Genomic DNA, 18,000 nt, shown 5'->3' with positions numbered 1-18,000 from the left:
ACTCCGCTGCTTAACATGGCTCCATCAGCGAGCCTCTCCCCCGCGCTCGCACTTCACCTGGATGCGAGCACGCCATCATGAAATTTCCCCTGTTTGTTGCCCTTTCCCTGGTTAGCCTTTTTGCGTCTGCCAATGAACCCGTCACATCCAATGCGCCCGCCGCGACGGCCGAGCAAAGCGCTCAGTACGATTACAGCGAAGACCTCGACATCGCCAAAGTGGTGCGCGTCACCAGCGCCAGCAACCCTGCCAATCCCTGCGCTCCGGTCAAGGCGCAGATGGAATACGTCGACAGCAAAGGCGTCGCCCACAAGCTGGAATACACCCGCCTGGGCGATGCCTGCGAGCACAGCTGATGGATGGCGGCACGAACCCCACCTCTGCCGACTTGTTGAAATAGGGTTAGAGTGGTCGCGCTGGCTCCGTCATCCTTTGCCACAGCAACACAAGGAACGGGGCGCTTTCCATCAATCACCTGAAGGAAGACTCGCGTGAATCCATCGTCTCACCCAGCGAACATTGCCGAACTGATCGTCGCCGCCATGGGCGCCGGTCAGAAAATCACCGACATTCTCCATGAATACGTCCCCGCCGATGCGGCCAGTGCCTACGCGCTCCAGCGCGAGATTCTGCGTCTGCGCGACACCTCTGTGGGCGGGTGGAAGGTCGGCGCCAAATCGCCGACCGGGCCCATCAACGGTGCGCTGCTGCCGGACGACGGTATTTTCGCCAGCGGCAGTCAGGTCGAGTGCGTCGACTACCCTTCGCCAATTCTGGAGCTGGAAATCGCGTTTCGTCTTGGCCGCGAATTCGCCCCTCGCGAAGAGGCGTATTCGGATGAAGAAGTGCTGAGCAGCATCGCGACAATGGGCGCGACCATTGAAGTGGTGTCGAGCCGTTTCGCGGCCTGGCCGAAGATCGAGCCGTTGCTGGCTTTGGGCGACCTGCTCAACCATGGCGCGCTGATCATCGGCGAATTCATCCCATACGACGCCAGCTTCCCTTTCGTTGAACCGGCGCTGAGCTTCACGTATGGCGATGAAGACATCGTGCCGGGCGACGGCGCAAATCCGGCCGGCGACCCGCGGCGTTTGCTGCCGTGGCTGGTCAATCACCACACACAGAATGGCTTGAACGTGACGCCGGAGATGGTGATCACCACCGGTTCCTACACCGGGATGTACAAGACCAGCGGGCCGGGCCTGGCGGTCGGGCAGATTCGCGGACTGCCGGCGGTGTCGGTGGAGTTGATTTAGGTTTCTCGCTCACCATTGGTGGGACTGGCTTTAGCCGGGAAGACGTCGGTGCATCCAACCTACCTTCAGCGCCAGTTACGGCCCCTTCCCGGCTAAAGCCGGTCCCACTAAATGCATCGTGTGCTTTCTGCCCTGTTCCCGCCGGCGCGGGTCCTACCTAAAGCAGCGTGCGCTTTATGGGCTGTTCCCGGCTGAAGCCGGTCCTACCGACCGCGCACGACGTGTGGGACCGGCTTTAGCCGGGAAGCTTTTGGATCGAGCGCAGGGATCACGGCTCACCCCTGCCGCCAGTACCCCGGCCGGTTGTACACCTCTTTCAGAAACGCGATAAAGAACCGGACTTTCGCCGGCAGGTAATGCTGTTGCGGGTACACGCCCTGGATGTCGTAACTGGGCAAAGCGAACTCATCCAGCACGGTGAGCAGCGCACCGCTTTCAACCTCGTTCTGAATCTCCCACGTCGAACGCCAGCTCAGGCCCAGCCCGCGCTTGGCCCAGTCATACAGCAGCTCGCCATCGTTGCAGTACAGATTGCCCGCCACCTTGATCGCCACCGGCTTGCCCTCGCGCTGAAACGTCCAGCCGCGATGCTGGCCGCCCTGCAGGTTGAACGACAGGCAATTGTGCTGCGCCAGATCCTCAAGCACCTGGGGAAATCCATGCTCGGCGAAATACGCCGGCGAGCCACAGACCACGCGTTTGTTGGCGTACAGCTTGATGGCGACGTAGTTCGGGTCCAGCACCTCGCCGATGCGGATGCTCATGTCATAGCCCTCACGCACCAGATCCACCACGTTGTCGGTGAGGTTGAACGAAAGCTGCAAATCCGGGAACCGCGCCTGGAATTCCGGCGCATGGGGCGCGACGTGCTGACGGCCGAACCCGGCCGGTGCCGACACCACCAAGTGCCCACGCACGCTGGTTTCGTTCTCGCTGATGCTGGCGTCCAGTTCCTCGAATGACTGCAGCACCAGCTTGGCGTTTTCCAGATACGACTCCCCCGCATCGGTCAAGGTCAGGCCCCGCGTCGAGCGATGTATCAGCTTCACCCCCAGCCGATCCTCCAGCGCACTCAGTCGCCGGCCCATGATCACCGGCGTCACGCCCTCCACCAGCGCCGCGGCGGCAAAACTGCCACGGGTGGCCACCAGGACGTAGCTGCGCAATTCCGTATAGCGATCCATTCGATACTCCAGATACCGATAGAACGGATAAAAACAGCCATTCACAAAACATCGGATTCAAATCAGGCTGTTTACGTACAAAAACTATCGAGTTCAGGAGACTAACAAATGACCGTCATGAGAGCCATCGAAGCCGCCGTTCTGGTGATGCGTCGCGAAGGCGTCGACACCGCCTTCGGTATTCCAGGTGCCGCGATCAACCCGCTGTACGCCGCCTTCAAGAAACTCGGCGGCGTTGACCACGTGCTGGCGCGCCACGTCGAAGGCGCTTCGCACATGGCCGAGGGCTACACCCGCGCCATCGCCGGCAACATCGGCGTGTGCATCGGCACCTCGGGCCCGGCTGGCACCGACATGATCACCGGTCTGTATTCAGCCTCCGCCGACTCGATTCCGATTCTGTGCATCACCGGCCAGGCGCCGCGCGCACGGATGCACAAGGAAGACTTCCAGGCCGTGGACATCGCCAGCATCGCCGCACCGGTGGCCAAGTGGGCGACCACGGTCATGGAGCCAGGCCAGGTGCCGTATGTGTTCCAGAAAGCCTTTCAGTTGATGCGCAGCGGTCGGCCCGGTCCGGTATTGATCGACCTGCCGTTCGATGTGCAGATGGCCGAGATCGAGTTCGACATCGACGCCTACGAACCGCTGCCGGTGGTCAAGCCACAGGCCAGCCGCAAGCAAATCGAAAAAGCCCTGGCGATGCTCAACGCCTCGGAACGTCCGCTGATCGTCGCCGGTGGCGGCATCATCAATGCCGATGCCTCGGACGCGCTGGTTGAATTCGCCGAGCTGACCGGTATTCCGGTGATTCCGACGCTGATGGGCTGGGGCACGATCCCCGATGATCACCCGCAAATGGCCGGCATGGTCGGGCTGCAGACCTCTCACCGCTACGGCAACGCGACGATGCTGGAGTCCGATCTGGTCCTCGGCATCGGCAACCGCTGGGCCAACCGCCACACCGGCACCGTGTCGGTGTACAGCGAAGGGCGCACGTTCATCCACGTTGACATCGAACCGACGCAGATCGGCCGTGTGCTGACGCCGGATCTGGGCATCGTTTCCGACGCCGGCGCAGCCCTGGCGATGTTCATCGAAGTGGCGCGCGAGTGGCACACCGCCGGCAAGCTGAAGGACCGCAGCCAGTGGCTCGCCAGTTGCCAGGAACGCAAGCGCACGCTGCAGCGCAAGACCCATTACGAGAACATCCCGGTCAAGCCGCAGCGGGTGTACGAGGAGATGAATCAGTATTTCGGCAAGGACACCTGCTACATCAGCACCATCGGCCTGTCGCAGATTGCCGGCGCGCAATTCCTCCACGTCTACAAGCCGCGGCACTGGATCAATTGCGGTCAGGCCGGGCCGCTGGGCTGGACCATTCCGGCGGCACTGGGCGTGGTCAAGGCGGACCCGAGCCGCCAGGTTGTCGCACTGTCAGGGGATTACGATTTCCAGTTCATGATCGAAGAGCTCGCCGTCGGTGCGCAGTTCAAGCTGCCGTACATCCACGTGGTGGTGAACAACTCCTACCTCGGGCTTATCCGTCAGGCCCAGCGCAATTTCGACATCGACTACTGCGTGCAGCTGGCGTTCGACAACATCAATGCGCCTGAGCTGGAAGGCTATGGGGTCAATCACGTCGCGGTTGCCGAAGGCCTGGGCTGCAAGGCAATCCGCGTGCTTGACCCGGCGCACCTGCAGGCCGCCTTCGCCGAAGCCACCAGCCTGATGCAGCAGTACCGCGTGCCGGTGGTGGTGGAGATCATTCTCGAGCGCGTCACCAACATTGCGATGGGCACCGAAATCAACGCGATCAACGAGTTCGAGTCCCTGGCCGAGAGCCGCGCCGACGCTCCCACCGCCCTCAGCCTGCTGGACTGATCGCACCCGGTTATCCAAGAAGAGCCCAGAACAAGAAGGAGTACGTCATGCCACGTTTATGCGCCAACCTGTCGATGCTGTTCACTGAACTGGAATTTCTGCAACGGTTCGAAGCCGCTGCCGACGCCGGGTTCAGTGGCGTCGAGTATCTGTTTCCCTATGACTTCAGCTCAGCGCAGATCAAAGCCGAGCTGGACCGCAACCGGCTGACTCAAGTGCTGTTCAACCTGCCAGCGGGCGACTGGGGCAAGGGCGAGCGCGGCATCGCCTGTCACCCCGATCGGGTCGAGGAGTTCTATGCAGGCGTTGACCTGGCCATCGCCTACGCCAAGGTTCTGGGCAACACCCAGATCAACTGCCTGGCGGGGATCAAGCCCGAGGGGTTCGACGACGGGCTGATCGAGAAGACCTTCGTCGACAATCTCAAATACGCCGCCGACCGCCTGCAAGCCCAGGGCATCGATCTGGTGATGGAGATGATCAACACCCTGGACATTCCGGGGTTCTACCTGAACACCACCGCCCAGGCGCTGGCGATTCGCGAGAAGGTCGGCAGCCGCAATCTGTCGCTGCAATACGACATCTACCACATGCAAATCATGGAAGGCGACCTGGCCCGCACCCTTGAAAACCACCTGCCGGCGATCCGTCACGTGCAACTGGCCGACAACCCCGGCCGGCACGAGCCCGGCACCGGCGAAATCAACTACGGCTTTCTGTTCAAGCACCTGGACCGGCTGGGTTATCGCGGCTGGGTCGGCTGTGAATACAAGCCGCTGACCACCACCGAAGCCGGGCTTGGGTGGCTGAAAACCCATAATTTGATCTGAAGTCAGGGGCAAGCTTCAAGCTTCAAGCTTCAAGCTTCAAGCTTCAAGCTTCAAGAATTGCCAGCTGGACGAACGCGGTCAAGCTTGCGGCTTCTAGCTTGCGGCTTGCGGCTTGAGGCTTGCTGCTCGCTCCCCCACAACAACCAGAGGCATCTTCTATGGCTAACATCGGATTCATCGGCACCGGCATCATGGGCCTGCCCATGGCAGAAAACCTGCAGAAAGCAGGTCATCAACTGATTCTCTCCCGGCACTTCATTGCCCCGCCCGCCTCCCTGGTGGACGGCGGTGCGACGGTGCTGGCCAACCCGCGGGAAGTGGCACAGGAAGCGGAATTCGTCATCGTCATGCTGCCGGACACCCCGCAGGTCAACGACGTGCTATTCGGCGAAAACGGTCTGAGCGAAGGCACCGGTGCCGGCAAAGTGGTCATCGACATGAGTTCGATCTCCCCTTCGGCAACCAAAGCCTTCGCCGAGAAGATCAACGCCACCGGCGCGCAGTACCTCGACGCACCGGTGTCGGGCGGTGAAGTCGGCGCCAAGGCGGCTACGCTGAGCATCATGGTCGGCGGCGAACAGGCCACTTTCGAGCGCGCCCTGCCGCTGTTCCAGACCATGGGCAAGAACATCACCCTGGTCGGCGGCAACGGTGACGGCCAGACCGCCAAGGTCGCCAACCAGATCATCGTTGCGCTGAACATCCAGGCCGTGGCTGAAGCCCTGCTGTTTGCGTCGAAAAACGGCGCCGACCCGGCCAAGGTGCGAGAGGCATTGATGGGCGGGTTTGCTTCGTCGAAGATTCTCGAGGTGCATGGCGAGCGGATGATCAAGGGGACGTTCAACCCGGGCTTCCGGATCGCGCTGCATCAGAAGGATTTGAATCTGGCGCTCGAAGGCGCGCGGGAGTTGGGGCTGAACCTGCCCAATACCGCCAACGCCCAGCAAGTGTTCAGCACCTGCGCGGCATTGGGCGGGAGTGGCTGGGATCACTCGGGGCTGATCAAGGGGCTGGAACACATGGCGAATTTTTCGATTCGCGGGGATCACAGGCCTGACTGACTGGCATTGAGAGGTGTGTTGTACGTACCGGCCTCTCCCCGGCTGAAGCCGGTCCTTGTATGTTTCTCACACACCCGCTCAGACTCGCTAGTCTTCTGGATGCATAACCAAAAAGATGTGTTCTGGGGGAGACCGATCGGTCCCTAAGGCAGACGTTAATCCTGACCTTGTCCGTAGAGAGGTCCCCCCGCCTCATTGCCCACCACGTAGAGTATCGAGAAGCCGACAAGTCGGACTTCGCATTACAAGGTTGCAGCGGCATGAAGTTCGAGGTCAGGGGAACCAGAGCCATCATTACCCAGTTTTTCTGGAGATGAAAGCCATGGCTATTCACGTCGGTCTTGATGTTGGTTCACGCACGACGGCTATGGGATGGCGCGATAAGGGTCGATCAGCCGGCGCGTGGGTAATTGCTCAAACACCTAAAGGCCGCAAGGCTGCCGTCAAGAAACTCCTGGCCCTCAAACCGCTCAGCGTTGTCATGGAAGCCACCGGTATCTATTACCTGGATCTGGCGATAGAGCTGAGTGCAGCGGGTTTGCCGGTGTCGGTGATTAACCCGAAAAGCTCCCGTAATTTTGCCAGGCTGAAGCTTCAGCACAGCAAGACGGATGCAATCGATGCCCAGTTGCTTGCCGAATATGGCGAGCGTATGACGCCTAGCTTGTGGACTCCGCCAACTTCCGCCCAGCTTGAGCTGCGGGCTATCGGCCGGCACATCAATCGTTTGGTCGACCACCGTACCCAGGCGAAAAATGAGTTGCACGCGCTTAAGGCGACTGACACGTCCTCGGCACTGCTGATCGAAGACGAAGAAGAGGCCATCGCAGCCTTTGACAAGCGTATTGAACGCTTCAGAAAGGCTGGACTGGATCTGGTTGCCAGCTGTCCGGTGCTGCAAGGTCAGTTCGATAATATGCTGGCGGCCCCCGGCATGGGCGAGGTCTCCACGCTGGCCGCGCTTGCCGAAATGGCGACCCTGCCAACGACCTTGAAGTCAGGCCAGGTAAGCCGCCATGCAGGGCTGGATGTACGGCTGACTCAGTCTGGAACGAGCATCGACAAGCCTGGCAGGCTCAGCAAATGCGGCAACGCTTACTTACGCTGTTCAATGTACATGCCAGCGCTGACTGCGATCCGCTGCGATCCCTATGTGAAGGGTTTTTACGAGGCTCTGGTGGGCCGAGGCAAACGTAAGATGCAAGCGATCTGCGCGGTGATGCGTAAATACCTGACAGGTTTGTGGGCTTGCATGCGCAGCGGCGAAGACTTCAATACGGCCAAGCTTTTCAGCGAAAAACATCTGCAAAAAGCTTGATCGGGAACAGAGTATCTACGATGTGCACGCCGTTGCTTCTCGGTTGAGGCCGGTCACATTGAAAGCAGCGACATGTACTGTGTAGGACCGGCTTTAGCCGGGAAGAGGCCCGCCCTGCTTACACATATCCAGGCCAATGACAAAACCAAAAAAGCCAGGCTTCCTTTCGGACAGCCTGGCTTTCTTATGCAGCGGGGATTCACATCACCCGCCTCCCGATCAGAAAATATTGATCGGATAATCCGCGATCAAACGAAATTCCTTCACGTCGCCATCAGGCTGATCGCCGTTGGCAGTGTGCCAGGCCTGACGCATGCGCAGGGACAAGTCCTTGGCCGGGCCGGACTGCACCACATACTTCGCTTCAAGGTTGGTTTCGTGATGGTCGCCGTCATCGCCATAACCGGTGTAAGTGCTGTTCGACGGGATATGGGATCCATCGATGTCGTCACCGTGGATATAACGGACCATGAAACTCAAACCCGGCGCACCGTAACTTGCCATGTTCAGGTCATACCGTGCCTGCCATGATTTTTCGCCCGGACCGTTGAAGTCGGAATACTGAACCGAGTTGGCCAGCAGTATCGAATCACCGGTGTCGCCCGCGCCGTTATTACCGAAGGCCACATAATCGAACGGCGTGTCGCCATGCACTTTTTGGTACGCCAAAGTCACTGTGTGGGCGGTCAGGAAAGAATACGCAGCGGCCAGCGACCAGGTCGTGTTGCTGATATCGCCCGCTTTGGCGGCGCCGCTGTCATTGGTGCGATAGATATTGAAATCGAAGTTCAACGACTGCTGATCAGAGATCGGCAAGGTGTAGTTGGCATTGCCGTAGTACTGATGCCAGACATCCTTGAGGTCCGAGCCGTAAAGGCTGACCGACAGATTATCGGTGAGTGCGTATTTACCGCCGGCGTAGTCAATGCTGCTGGCTTCGACGTTGGCATACGCCGCCCAGATGCCGTGATCATTGTTGGTGGTGACCGGGCCGTTGCTGCCGGTGAAGTGGCCGCCGTCGAGTTCCAGATTGGCAATGTCGCTGCTCAGCAGGTTAAAGCCGGTCGCGGTTTGCGGAAACAGTCGCGAACCGCCCGCAGCAAACACCGGCGCCTGGGGCTGCAGATTGCCGTAACGCAATTCGGTTTTCGAGATGCGCATCTTCAGCGCCCCGCCGGCCGTGCCGTATTCATCCTGCGGACTGCCATGGCTGTCCACCGGCAGGTTGCCAGTGCCGGTGGTCCCGCCGCCGCCATCAAGCTTCAGGCCCCAATAACCGTAGGCATCAACGCCAAAACCCACGGTGCCCTGGGTGAAGCCGGAGCTGAAATTACCCAGCACACCCTGGGTCCAGTCCTTGCTGTCGTCCTTGCTGTTCTTGTTGTCCCGGTTGAAATAGTAGTTCTTCAGGTGAACGGTCAGACTGCTGTCGTCGACGAAGCCCTTGGCCTCCGATTGATCACTGACAACCCCTGCCGTTGCCAATTGACTGACACCCAGCGAAACCGCCAGCGTCATCAGATTCCATTTCACGAAAGTCATTGCTATCCCCTGTCTCGATTAAGGCCCAGCGCGCGCGCCCCTGAATGCAGGGCACTGTTGGAAGTTCACATCAAGGTTCAGCGCTGGAGCGGCGTTGCGGCAGATGGAAACGAAACACACATGCCAATGACTGGACGGCTGTTCCAGGCAAAGGAGCACATTGAGTGTTGTTGATGCCCGTTCAACCTGCGGTAGACCACGCATTTGCAGGCCGAAAATCTTGTAGCACTATCCGCACAGTGGGTTTCCCAACGAGTCTTGATAGTCACTATCAATGTTCGTAATAGTTGAAAACTTTCGGCCAGTGTTACCGTCGTCGGCGATGAAGAACACGAATCAATTGCCGGATGACTCCGCAGCATCAGGCAATCGAATCATGCTCCGCTTCATCATTCCTTTGGTAAGACTTTTGGCCACCTCACGTCAGTGCGGTGGCTTTTTTTCGTCCCTTTACCATGCGCGGGTCTACCGACTTCGAGTGAACGCGCAATTGGGTAAAAATTCCATCGAAAAGTACCGGCGGGTGCTATTGCCTTCATAGTAAAAATAACTCACCGGTCCCAACAAAACTCCGATATAAAGCGCACCAAGTAATAGCGTTCTAATATCACGAACGCTTTCATTTCAGGTGCACGCCATGTTTAAAAACCTATCAATTGCCAAGCGCCTGGGATTGGGCTTCGGGCTTGTTCTCGCGCTGATGATTCTCGTCACACTGGTCGGCGTTAACCGGGTTCACTTGATGGAATCCGCCCTGACCGACGTCAGTGAGGACGCCACCGTCAAACAGCGTTACGCGATCAATTTCCGCGGCAGCGTGCACGACAGGGCCATTGCCCTGCGCGATGCCGTGCTGGTGCGCAACGACGCAGGCCTCGCCACGCACTTGCGGGACATCGAGCGCCTTGACGGCCTTTATCAAGCCTCCGCCGCGCCCATGGACCGCATCTACCAGGCCAAGGGCGCGTCGCCCCGTGAACAAGAGCTGCTGGCCAACATCAAGACGGCCGAACGCACTGCGCTGAGCGCGACCGAAAAACTGTTGAAGTTGCGCCAGCAAGGCGAGATCGATCAGGCCCAGACCCTGCTGATGGAGCAAGTGTCCGGTGCCTACAAGGATTGGCTCGCCCGTATCAACGCACTGATTGACCTCGAAGAAGCGTCCATTGGCGGGCACATCACTTCGGTGCGGGTCACCGCGGCGCAATTCGCTTCGCTGATGTTGCTGTCCACCGGCATCGCCGTGGTGTTGGGAATCATCGCCTCGTTGCTGATCATCCGCAGCCTGAAGTCGACCCTCGGCGCCGAGCCTCACCAGGTTGCGGCCTCAATCCGTCGTCTGGCAGCCGGTGAGCTGACGGACAAGATCGAAACGGCCTACCCCGACAGCGTGATGGGCGCGTTGAAAGCGACCAACCTGCACTTGTCGGCCACCATCACCGAAGTGCGCTCGGCCGCTGCGGCGTTGACCCACTCCTCCGCCCAGTTGTTGTCCAGTTCCGACAGCAACAGCGAGCAGATGCGCCTGCAGGCCAGCGAAACCCAGCAAATGGCTACCGCCATTAATCAGATGGCCACCACCGTGAAAGAAGTGGCGGGCTACGCTGATCAGGCGGCGAATGCCACCCAGACGGCCGATAACGAAGTTGAAAATGGCAAGCGCGTGGTTGAAGGCACCGCCCAGGCGATGGACCAGCTGGCGCGCAAACTCGAGAGCGCTGCTGATTCGGTGGGCCAGGTGTCCAGCGACAGCCGCGCCATCGAAAACGTGGTGGCGGTGATCAACTCCATCGCGGAACGCACCAACCTGCTGGCGCTCAACGCTGCCATCGAAGCCGCCCGCGCCGGTGAAGCAGGTCGCGGTTTCGCGGTGGTCGCCGACGAGGTTCGCTCCCTGGCCAACCGCACCCAGGAGTCGACCCAGGAAATCCGTGACATGGTCGGTCAGTTGCAGACCGGTGCGGTGAAGACTGCCGACCTGATGCGGGAAAGCCGTGAAATGGCCCAGCGCACCGTCGAGCAGACCCACGAAGCGCAAACCGCGCTGGTGAAAATCCGCCACGAGGTCGGCGCGCTCAACGACATGAACGCGCAGATCGCCAGCGCCGCCGCGCAGCAACGGGCGGTGGCCGATGACGTCAGCGTCAACATCAACCGCATCCACGACTCGGCGCTGGAAACCGCCGTCGGCTCCAATCAGGTGGCGCGCTCCAGCCGCGAGCTGTCGACCCTGGCCGACGTGCTGACCGACCGCGTAAGCTTCTTCAAGGTCTGACCCTGCAGGGCCGCGTCGCGCAGGCGGCGTGGCCCTTTTACTCCATCACCCCCCCGCCTTGTTTTCCGCGCTCAAGACGTCTTGATTCTGACGCCGCACCCGGCTTAATCGCTGGAGTCCCTCTGCACTTTCTGGTCTAGTAGTGATCCGATCATCGCAAGTCGACCGTCGTCGATGCCGTCATCCATTCGCTGCAACTGCCGCCCAAGCAAAGGTCCCGCCGATGTCTGCCCAACGTTTCAAGCACGCCCTCTCCTGCCTTTCCCTATTGGCCTGTCTGACCTCAACGGCTGCCTTCGCCCACGCCCATCTTGAAAGCCAGCAGCCGGCTGCCGACAGTGAAGTGAGCGCACCCAAAGAGCTGCGCCTGGTCTTCTCCGAAGGCGTCGAAGCCACATTCACCAAAGTGGTCATCAGCCTGGACGCGCCTGATACGCCGACTGAAATCATCCAGACGCGCAGCGTCGAAACTGATCCCAACGACAAGAAAGTCCTGATCGTGACCCCGGCCGTGCCGATGGTCCCGGGCAAATACAAGGTGGAATGGCACGCCGTGTCGGTGGACACCCACAAGAGTGAAGGCACCTACCGTTTTCAGGTGACGCCATAACCCCATGCACGAAGGACTGATCCTGTGCCGCTTCCTCCACTTCGGCGCAGTGCTGTTGCTGTTCGGGGTCGGCGCGTTTCGCAGCCTGCTGTTTGCGCGGCAACGGCTGCCTTTTGAGGCCAGCCCGGCGGGACGTCGGCTGAGTCGGCTGCTCGTCTGGCTCGCCGCTATTGCGCTGGCGAGCGCGCTGGTCTGGCTGATGCTGACGGCTGCTTACCTGAGCAGCGACTGGAACGGCGCGATCAATCCGTCCACCGTCGGGCGGGTGCTGGGCAACACCTGGTTCGGGCACGTGTGGGTTATTCATCTGCTGCTGAACGCGCTGGTGGTCATCCTCCATCTCCGGGTCAAGCCAGGCATCCTGCTGGTCCTCAATACGCTGTTGCTGCTGACCCTGGCGCCGGTCGGCCACGGCGCGATGTTCGATGGGCTGAAAGGCCAGCTGTTGATCCTCAACCAGATGCTGCATTTGCTCGGCGTCGGCACCTGGCTCGGCGGATTACTGATGCTGGCCGTGCTGCTTAAGGATGTTCATTCCGTCGACCTTGGGGCCGTATTACGCCGCTTCAGCGGCATCGGCTACGGGCTGGTGGCGGTCATCATCGCGACGGGCCTGATCAACGTTCGTGCCCTCAGCGGCGGATTCTGGCCTGAACCGGCGTTTGCCGGGTTCGGCCTGGTCCTAGCCGTGAAAGTAACGATGGTGTTGGGCATGCTGGCGCTGGCGGCACTGAACCGGCAATTGGCCCAGGCGGATGATCTGCCGGTGAGGCGCCTGAGGCTGAGCGTGTTGCTGGAAGGCCTGCTCGGCGCAGGTGCGCTGGCGGCGGTCTCGTTGCTCGGCACCTTGCCGCCGATGCTGGGCTGACGTTGAAAGCAAGAGTTTGAGCGCAAGACTCGGAGTGTCGTCCGCCATCGACGCCGCTAACGTACAGGCCATTGAACCGTCAGAGAGCCGCCGAAAATGAGCCGTCAGCCGAGCCATCCGTCCGCCGAAAACGTCGAGCTCGATCCGCGCTGGAACGCCGTGTTGTCACGGGACGCCAGCGCTGACGGGGAGTTCGTCTACGGCGTTCGCACCACCGGCGTTTACTGCCGGCCGAGCAGCAGCGCACGCTTGCCCCGCCCGGAAAACGTGGTGTTCTTTGCGACCGCCACCGAGGCCGAAGCTGCCGGGTTCCGCCCGAGCAAGCGCGCCACCGCCGATCGCACCGGTCTGGCCGAGCAGCATGCAGCCGTGGTCGCCGGGGCCTGCCGACTGATCGCCGAAGCAGAGTTGCTGCCGACCCTCACCGAGCTGGCCGCCCACGCCGGAATGAGCCCCTGGCATTTCCACCGCGTCTTCAAAGCCGTCACCGGCCTGACACCCAAGGGCTACGCCAACGCCCACCGCGCTGGCAAGGTGCGCAGCAAACTGACGGACAGCGGGCGCATCACCGACGCCCTGTATGACGCCGGTTTCAATTCCAACAGCCGTTTTTACGAAGCCAGTGCCGGACTGCTGGGCATGAAGCCAACGGATTACCGCAAGGGCGGCGCGACGCTGGAGATCCGTTTTGCCGTCGGCGAGTGCTTTCTCGGTGCGATTCTGGTGGCCCAGAGTCCGCGCGGCGTGTGCGCCATTCTGCTCGGCGATGACCCCAACCAATTGGTGCAAGACCTGCAGGATCAGTTTCACAGCGCCACGCTGATTGGCGGGGATGCCGAGTTCGAGCGGCTGATGGCTGAGGTGGTGGGGTTTATCGAGGCGCCGAAGCTGGGCCTGAACCTGCCCCTGGATTTGCAGGGCACGGCGTTTCAGCAGCGGGTGTGGCAGGCCCTGGCGCAGATCCCGCCGGGCACGACCGCGAGCTACGCACAAATCGCCCAACGGATCGGTGCGCCGACGGCCAGTCGTGCGGTCGCCCTGGCCTGCGGGGCAAACCGCATTGCCGTGGCCATTCCCTGTCACCGGGTGGTGCGCAGCGACGGCGCGTTGTCGGGTTATCGTTGGGGTGTCGAACGCAAGCGCGCGCTTCTTGATCGCGAGGGTCGAGCAGCAGAGCAAGCATCCGGTTCGGCAGCGAATGTCGCAGAGACCCGCTAGAAGTTTCCCGGGTCAAGCCGGTCCCGCCAGAGAAGCAAAGCATGCAAACGCCGGTAACAGCTTCTCGCTTGAGAAAGCCTGACAGCGGCGTAAGGTCCCTGCACCGGACCTCACAAGGAGCATGGACGTGCCTTCGACTCTTCAAGCAGCGATAACCGACACCGCCCCCTCATTCTGGTTGATCGCCGACCAGCTCAATGCACGCAACGAAACCGAACGGCTGGACTACATCCGCTCGGGCTTCCCGCCCGGCTGGGTCAAGGTGCTGCGTAACGCCTTCCACCTGAGCAACAGCCAGCTTGAGGCGCTGCTGGCGACCTCGCTCTCCACCCTGGAACGCCGCCAGCGTCAGCAACGGCCGCTGGACATTGTCGGCTCCGAACGCCTCGATCGGGTTGCCGCGCTCGCCACCCACGCCGCCGAACTCTTCGAAGACCAGAACACCGCCCGCCGCTGGATGGTGGCGTCAAACCGCGCGCTCAACGGGCAGACGCCGATTGCCCTGTGCGAAACAGAAATCGGCGCGCGCCAGGCACGTCGGGTGCTCAGCGCCTTGCAGCACGGCGGGGTCGTCTGATGCAGGCCTGGAGGATCAGCAAAGACAGTGCCGCGAACGATCTGTCCGGCCTGGGTGCCGCGCAGTTCGGCGGGCGCTGGAATCATGCCGACCAGCCTGCCGTCTACCTTGCGCTGAGCGCATCAGGCTGCGCGCTGGACACGCTCATTCAGTGCGCGAGCCTGCCGCAGCCGGGTTTCCAGCTCGTTCACCTGCAGTTGCCGGATGACCCGGCGCTGTATTGGCAGCCGGCCCTCGCCCAATTGCCGCCTGGGTGGGACGTCACGCCGGCGGACCGACCCAGCATGGATTTCGGCAGCGTCTGGCTGGAACGGCGTGAGCAGCTCGGACTCATCGTGCCCTCCGCGATCATCACCCACACGCGCAACCTGCTGCTCAATCCCCGTCACCCCGCCATGGCGCAGGTCAGGGTGCTCGACGTGCGCCCTTTCACCTGCGGCTGATCAGCGCCGGGTGTCGACGACGATTCTGCCGCGCACTTGCCCGTCCATAAGCTGGTGCGCGGTTTCAATCACGTCACTCAAGCCGATCTCGCGGCTGATCAACGGCAGCAGCGAGAGGTCCAGATCCCGGGCCAGACGCTCCCAGGCGTCGATGCGGTCCTGACGCGGGCGCATGACACTGTCGATGCCGGCAAGGGTCACGCCGCGCAGAATGAAGGGCGCCACCGATGCTGGAAAGTCCATGCCTTGGGCCAGGCCGCAGGTTGCCACCGTGCCCCAATAGCGGGTGCTGGCGCAGATATTGGCCAGGGTGTGGCTGCCTGCCGAATCGATCGCCCCGGCCCAACGCTCTTTGGCCAGTGGGCGGCCGGGCTCGGCAAGGGTCGCGCGGTCGATGATTTCAGCGGCGCCGAGGGAGGTGAGGTATTCGCTCTCGCTTACCCGGCCGGTGGAGGCCACGACGCGATAGCCAAGCTTCGCCAGCAGCACAATGGCGAAGCCGCCGACCCCGCCGTTGGCGCCGGTCACCAGCACCTCGCCCTTGTCCGGCGTCACGCCGTTTTTCTCCAGCGCCATGATCGCCAGCATCGCGGTGTACCCGGCCGTGCCGATGGCCATGGCCTGCGCTGGCGTAAAGGCGCTCGGCAGCGGGATCAACCATTTGCCTTGCACCCGCGCCCGTTCCGCCAAGCCACCCCAATGGCCCTCGCCAACGCCCCAGCCGTTAAGCACTACTTGATCGCCTGGCTTGAAGTCCGGATCGCTGCTGTCCTCGACCGTGCCGGCCAGGTCCACCCCGGGCACCATCGGAAACTGCCGGACGATCGGCCCTTTGCCGGTGATCGCCAGGCCGTCCTTGTAATTCAACGTGCTATGGCTGACGCGCACCGTGACGTTGCCTTCAGGCAACTGAGCGTCGTCTATGTCCGTCAGCTCGGCCCGGTAGCCATTGTCGTCTTTGTTGATCAGGATGCCTTTGAACATGTCACTCACTCCTATTTAGACCGCTCGTCTATAAACAGATCTGAAGACATCAGCGCGGCAAGCCACGCAGAAATCCGATAATGAAGGTGTTGAGCGGTTGCTCGTTCTGCACCAGTCGAGCCCGCAGCACAGCGCCCTCCCAGCCGATCCAGAAATACGCCGCCAGCTCTGAACAATCGGTGCGCGCAGGCAGTTCGCCTGCTGTGATGGCCGCCTTGAAGCACACCGTCAGGCGCGCCTGCCAGTCGAGGAAAACCTTTTCCAGCGCCTCGCGGAAGCCCGCTGGCAGGACGCTCACTTCCTGGCCCATGTTGCCGACCAGGCAGCCGCGGCGGAAATCGTGGCGGGCGATATTGACCTTCGATTCCTGAACGAACCCGGCCAGCCGTTCCAGCGGCGACAATGTTTCATCCAGCAGCCAGCGATCCAGGCGCCGGGCGAAGTAGCCGGCGTAGCTGTCGAGCACCGCGAGGCCGAAGACCTCTTTGCTGGCGAAGTAATGATAGAAGGAGCCTTTGGGCACACCGACGCGCTTGAGGATGCCGTCGATGCCCGTGGCCATGAAGCCTTGCTCGGTCAGCACCTCGACCCCGCAGCGGATCAGCGCCTCGCGGGTGTCGAAGTCATCGGGGCGTGCCACTTTCGGTGGACGGCCGGGGCGTCTGGGTTTTGCAATGATGTCGTTCATGGGGTTGCATATTAGACCGAGCGTCTATTAAATCAACCGCAACTTTTCAAGTGCTGCTATTCAGCAGCCTTTTCGCTATGGAGACTCTGCCGATGATCGCCTGGCCCGACACCCGCCTGCTCAAACTGCTGGACATTGAACTGCCCATCCTGCAAGCGCCCATGGCGGGTGCGTCCGGCTCGGCCATGGCCGTTGCGGTGGGTAAAGCCGGCGGCCTGCCCTCGCTGCCCTGCGCCATGCTCACCCGGGCGCAGATTCGAGAAGAAGTGGCGCGTATACGCGCGGGCACCCATGCGCCGCTTAACCTGAATTTCTTCTGTCACTCAACGCCATCCGCCGATCCGCAGGCCGATGCAGACTGGAAAAACCTGCTCAAGCCCTACTACGACGAATGGGGCGCCGACTTCGATGCTCCCACCCCCACCTCCAACCGCGCGCCGTTTGATGAGGCGGCGTGCGCCTTGATCGAAGAGCTGCGCCCGGAAGTGGTCAGCTTTCATTTCGGCCTCCCGGATGCTGCGTTGCTGGCGCGAGTGAAGGCAACTGGCGCGAAGGTACTTTCCTCGGCGACCACCGTGGAAGAAGCCATGTGGCTCGAAGCACGGGGGTGCGATGCGATCATCGCCATGGGCTACGAGGCCGGCGGCCATCGCGGGATGTTCCTCAGCGATCAGTTGCACACCCAGGTCGGAACGATGGCGCTGGTGCCGCAGATCGTCGATGCCGTGACGGTGCCGGTTGTCGCCGCCGGTGGCATTGCCGACAGTCGCGGTATTGCCGCGGCGTTCATGCTCGGCGCGTCAGCGGTTCAAATCGGTACCGCCTACCTGTTCACTCCGGAAGCCAAGACGTCGGTGCTGCATCAGGCGGCACTGAGCCGCGCCCAGGACAGCGATACCGCCATCACCAATATTTTCACCGGCCGCCCGGCCCGGGGTATCGTCAACCGCATCATGCGGGAGATAGGGCCCATGTCCGATACCGCGCCAGCTTTCCCCACGGCGGGCGGCGCGCTGATGCCGTTGCGCAGCAAGGCTGAAGCCCGGGGTGACGACGGCTTCATGAACCTATGGGCGGGTCAGGCGGTGGGTATCAAGCATTCGCTGTCCGCAGAAGAACTCACCCGGAAGCTAGCCATTGGCGCCCTTGAGCGGCTGGCCGGGCGCTGAGCCGGCAATATAAAACCCCCGCGCGGCCAGATCCGGCTTCCGCGCGGAGAGAAGCCGCTATATATTTCGCTGCATAGCGTTTGACCGGCGTCC

The 18,000-nt window shown here is 61.5% G+C and carries 17 protein-coding genes and 1 pseudogene; 14 read left to right on the top strand and 4 right to left on the bottom strand.

What is annotated here, in order from left to right:
• Positions 1-77 precede the first annotated feature (77 nt).
• Positions 78-356, top strand: a complete 279-nt coding sequence (locus tag FX982_RS19255) for a DUF2790 domain-containing protein (protein WP_172612090.1) — start codon at positions 78-80, stop codon at positions 354-356.
• Positions 357-491: 135 nt separating this feature from the next.
• Positions 492-1,256, top strand: coding sequence for a 2-keto-4-pentenoate hydratase (locus FX982_RS19250; RefSeq protein WP_172612089.1), 765 nt, complete (start codon positions 492-494; stop codon positions 1,254-1,256).
• 275 nt (positions 1,257-1,531) lie between these two features.
• On the opposite strand, the gene FX982_RS19245 is transcribed toward FX982_RS19250, so the two are convergent.
• Positions 1,532-2,440: a LysR family transcriptional regulator gene (locus tag FX982_RS19245; protein WP_172612088.1), complete on the bottom strand. Its 909-nt coding sequence runs from the start codon at positions 2,438-2,440 to the stop codon at positions 1,532-1,534.
• A 108-nt stretch (positions 2,441-2,548) separates the two neighbouring features.
• Here FX982_RS19245 and gcl point away from each other — a divergent pair, with 108 nt between their 5' ends.
• The 4 genes from gcl (at position 2,549) to FX982_RS19225 (ending at position 7,533) form a co-directional block, all read left to right on the top strand.
• Entirely contained in the window at positions 2,549-4,324 is a 1,776-nt protein-coding gene (gene gcl / locus FX982_RS19240; protein ID WP_172612087.1) for a glyoxylate carboligase, read from the top strand.
• A 47-nt stretch (positions 4,325-4,371) separates the two neighbouring features.
• Positions 4,372-5,154, top strand: a complete 783-nt coding sequence (hyi, locus tag FX982_RS19235) for a hydroxypyruvate isomerase (RefSeq protein WP_172612086.1) — start codon at positions 4,372-4,374, stop codon at positions 5,152-5,154.
• A gap of 158 nt (positions 5,155-5,312) precedes the next feature.
• Entirely contained in the window at positions 5,313-6,215 is a 903-nt protein-coding gene (locus FX982_RS19230) for a 2-hydroxy-3-oxopropionate reductase (RefSeq protein WP_122537181.1), read from the top strand.
• 322 nt (positions 6,216-6,537) lie between these two features.
• Positions 6,538-7,533, top strand: a complete 996-nt coding sequence (locus FX982_RS19225) for an IS110 family transposase (RefSeq protein ID WP_172610027.1) — start codon at positions 6,538-6,540, stop codon at positions 7,531-7,533.
• A 219-nt stretch (positions 7,534-7,752) separates the two neighbouring features.
• Here FX982_RS19225 and FX982_RS19220 read toward each other — a convergent pair whose 3' ends face one another.
• Positions 7,753-9,075: an OprD family porin gene (locus FX982_RS19220; protein ID WP_172612085.1), complete on the bottom strand. Its 1,323-nt coding sequence runs from the start codon at positions 9,073-9,075 to the stop codon at positions 7,753-7,755.
• Positions 9,076-9,712: 637 nt separating this feature from the next.
• Here FX982_RS19220 and FX982_RS24905 point away from each other — a divergent pair.
• The 7 genes and pseudogenes from FX982_RS24905 to FX982_RS19190 form a co-directional block, all read left to right on the top strand.
• A pseudogene (locus FX982_RS24905) lies at positions 9,713-10,174 on the top strand (MCP four helix bundle domain-containing protein); the annotation flags it as partial.
• Positions 10,166-11,350, top strand: coding sequence for a methyl-accepting chemotaxis protein (locus FX982_RS19215; RefSeq protein ID WP_438826338.1), 1,185 nt, complete (start codon positions 10,166-10,168; stop codon positions 11,348-11,350). The pseudogene FX982_RS24905 and the gene FX982_RS19215, both read left to right, overlap by 9 nt.
• A gap of 223 nt (positions 11,351-11,573) precedes the next feature.
• Positions 11,574-11,960 (top strand): copper homeostasis periplasmic binding protein CopC, encoded by a 387-nt coding sequence (gene copC, locus FX982_RS19210; RefSeq protein WP_172612083.1) that lies wholly within the window; start codon positions 11,574-11,576, stop codon positions 11,958-11,960.
• A gap of 4 nt (positions 11,961-11,964) precedes the next feature.
• A complete protein-coding gene (gene copD / locus FX982_RS19205) occupies positions 11,965-12,828 on the top strand; it encodes a copper homeostasis membrane protein CopD (protein WP_172612082.1) in 864 nt (287 codons plus the stop codon).
• A gap of 96 nt (positions 12,829-12,924) precedes the next feature.
• Positions 12,925-14,046 (top strand): bifunctional DNA-binding transcriptional regulator/O6-methylguanine-DNA methyltransferase Ada, encoded by a 1,122-nt coding sequence (gene ada / locus FX982_RS19200; RefSeq protein ID WP_172612081.1) that lies wholly within the window; start codon positions 12,925-12,927, stop codon positions 14,044-14,046.
• A gap of 127 nt (positions 14,047-14,173) precedes the next feature.
• The gene (gene parS, locus FX982_RS19195) at positions 14,174-14,623 is read left to right on the top strand and encodes a type II RES/Xre toxin-antitoxin system antitoxin (RefSeq protein WP_254074823.1); all 450 of its coding nucleotides are present in this window, start codon (positions 14,174-14,176) and stop codon (positions 14,621-14,623) included.
• A complete protein-coding gene (locus FX982_RS19190; protein ID WP_172612079.1) occupies positions 14,623-15,066 on the top strand; it encodes an RES family NAD+ phosphorylase in 444 nt (147 codons plus the stop codon). Before parS ends, FX982_RS19190 begins: the two co-directional genes overlap by 1 nt.
• Here the strand turns inward: FX982_RS19190 and acuI are convergent, their stop codons facing one another.
• Positions 15,067-16,050 (bottom strand): acrylyl-CoA reductase (NADPH), encoded by a 984-nt coding sequence (gene acuI, locus FX982_RS19185; protein WP_172612078.1) that lies wholly within the window; start codon positions 16,048-16,050, stop codon positions 15,067-15,069.
• Positions 16,051-16,099: 49 nt separating this feature from the next.
• Positions 16,100-16,738, bottom strand: a complete 639-nt coding sequence (gene acuR, locus FX982_RS19180) for an acrylate utilization transcriptional regulator AcuR (RefSeq protein ID WP_172612077.1) — start codon at positions 16,736-16,738, stop codon at positions 16,100-16,102.
• Between the two features lie 92 nt (positions 16,739-16,830).
• On the opposite strand from acuR, the gene FX982_RS19175 reads away from it, so the two are divergent.
• The gene (locus FX982_RS19175; protein ID WP_172612076.1) at positions 16,831-17,907 is read left to right on the top strand and encodes an NAD(P)H-dependent flavin oxidoreductase; all 1,077 of its coding nucleotides are present in this window, start codon (positions 16,831-16,833) and stop codon (positions 17,905-17,907) included.
• Positions 17,908-18,000 lie beyond the last annotated feature (93 nt).

Origin of the sequence: Pseudomonas graminis, from assembly GCF_013201545.1 — a bacterium.
GTDB lineage: Bacteria > Pseudomonadota > Gammaproteobacteria > Pseudomonadales > Pseudomonadaceae > Aquipseudomonas.
This window is presented reverse-complemented; position numbering and strand designations above follow the sequence as displayed.

What these genes read in the sequence shown, in the direction of transcription:
- FX982_RS19255 (WP_172612090.1), top strand. Translation starts at nt 78, where the DNA reads ATGAAATTTCCCCTGTTTGTTGCCCTTTCCCTGGTTAGCCTTTTTGCG.
- FX982_RS19245 (WP_172612088.1), bottom strand. Translation starts at nt 2,440, where the DNA reads ATGGATCGCTATACGGAATTGCGCAGCTACGTCCTGGTGGCCACCCGT.
- gcl (WP_172612087.1), top strand. Translation starts at nt 2,549, where the DNA reads ATGACCGTCATGAGAGCCATCGAAGCCGCCGTTCTGGTGATGCGTCGC.
- hyi (WP_172612086.1), top strand. Translation starts at nt 4,372, where the DNA reads ATGCCACGTTTATGCGCCAACCTGTCGATGCTGTTCACTGAACTGGAA.
- FX982_RS19230 (WP_122537181.1), top strand. Translation starts at nt 5,313, where the DNA reads ATGGCTAACATCGGATTCATCGGCACCGGCATCATGGGCCTGCCCATG.
- FX982_RS19225 (WP_172610027.1), top strand. Translation starts at nt 6,538, where the DNA reads ATGGCTATTCACGTCGGTCTTGATGTTGGTTCACGCACGACGGCTATG.
- FX982_RS19220 (WP_172612085.1), bottom strand. Translation starts at nt 9,075, where the DNA reads ATGACTTTCGTGAAATGGAATCTGATGACGCTGGCGGTTTCGCTGGGT.
- FX982_RS19215 (WP_438826338.1), top strand. Translation starts at nt 10,166, where the DNA reads ATGGAGCAAGTGTCCGGTGCCTACAAGGATTGGCTCGCCCGTATCAAC.
- copC (WP_172612083.1), top strand. Translation starts at nt 11,574, where the DNA reads ATGTCTGCCCAACGTTTCAAGCACGCCCTCTCCTGCCTTTCCCTATTG.
- copD (WP_172612082.1), top strand. Translation starts at nt 11,965, where the DNA reads ATGCACGAAGGACTGATCCTGTGCCGCTTCCTCCACTTCGGCGCAGTG.
- ada (WP_172612081.1), top strand. Translation starts at nt 12,925, where the DNA reads ATGAGCCGTCAGCCGAGCCATCCGTCCGCCGAAAACGTCGAGCTCGAT.
- FX982_RS19190 (WP_172612079.1), top strand. Translation starts at nt 14,623, where the DNA reads ATGCAGGCCTGGAGGATCAGCAAAGACAGTGCCGCGAACGATCTGTCC.
- acuI (WP_172612078.1), bottom strand. Translation starts at nt 16,050, where the DNA reads ATGTTCAAAGGCATCCTGATCAACAAAGACGACAATGGCTACCGGGCC.
- acuR (WP_172612077.1), bottom strand. Translation starts at nt 16,738, where the DNA reads ATGAACGACATCATTGCAAAACCCAGACGCCCCGGCCGTCCACCGAAA.
- FX982_RS19175 (WP_172612076.1), top strand. Translation starts at nt 16,831, where the DNA reads ATGATCGCCTGGCCCGACACCCGCCTGCTCAAACTGCTGGACATTGAA.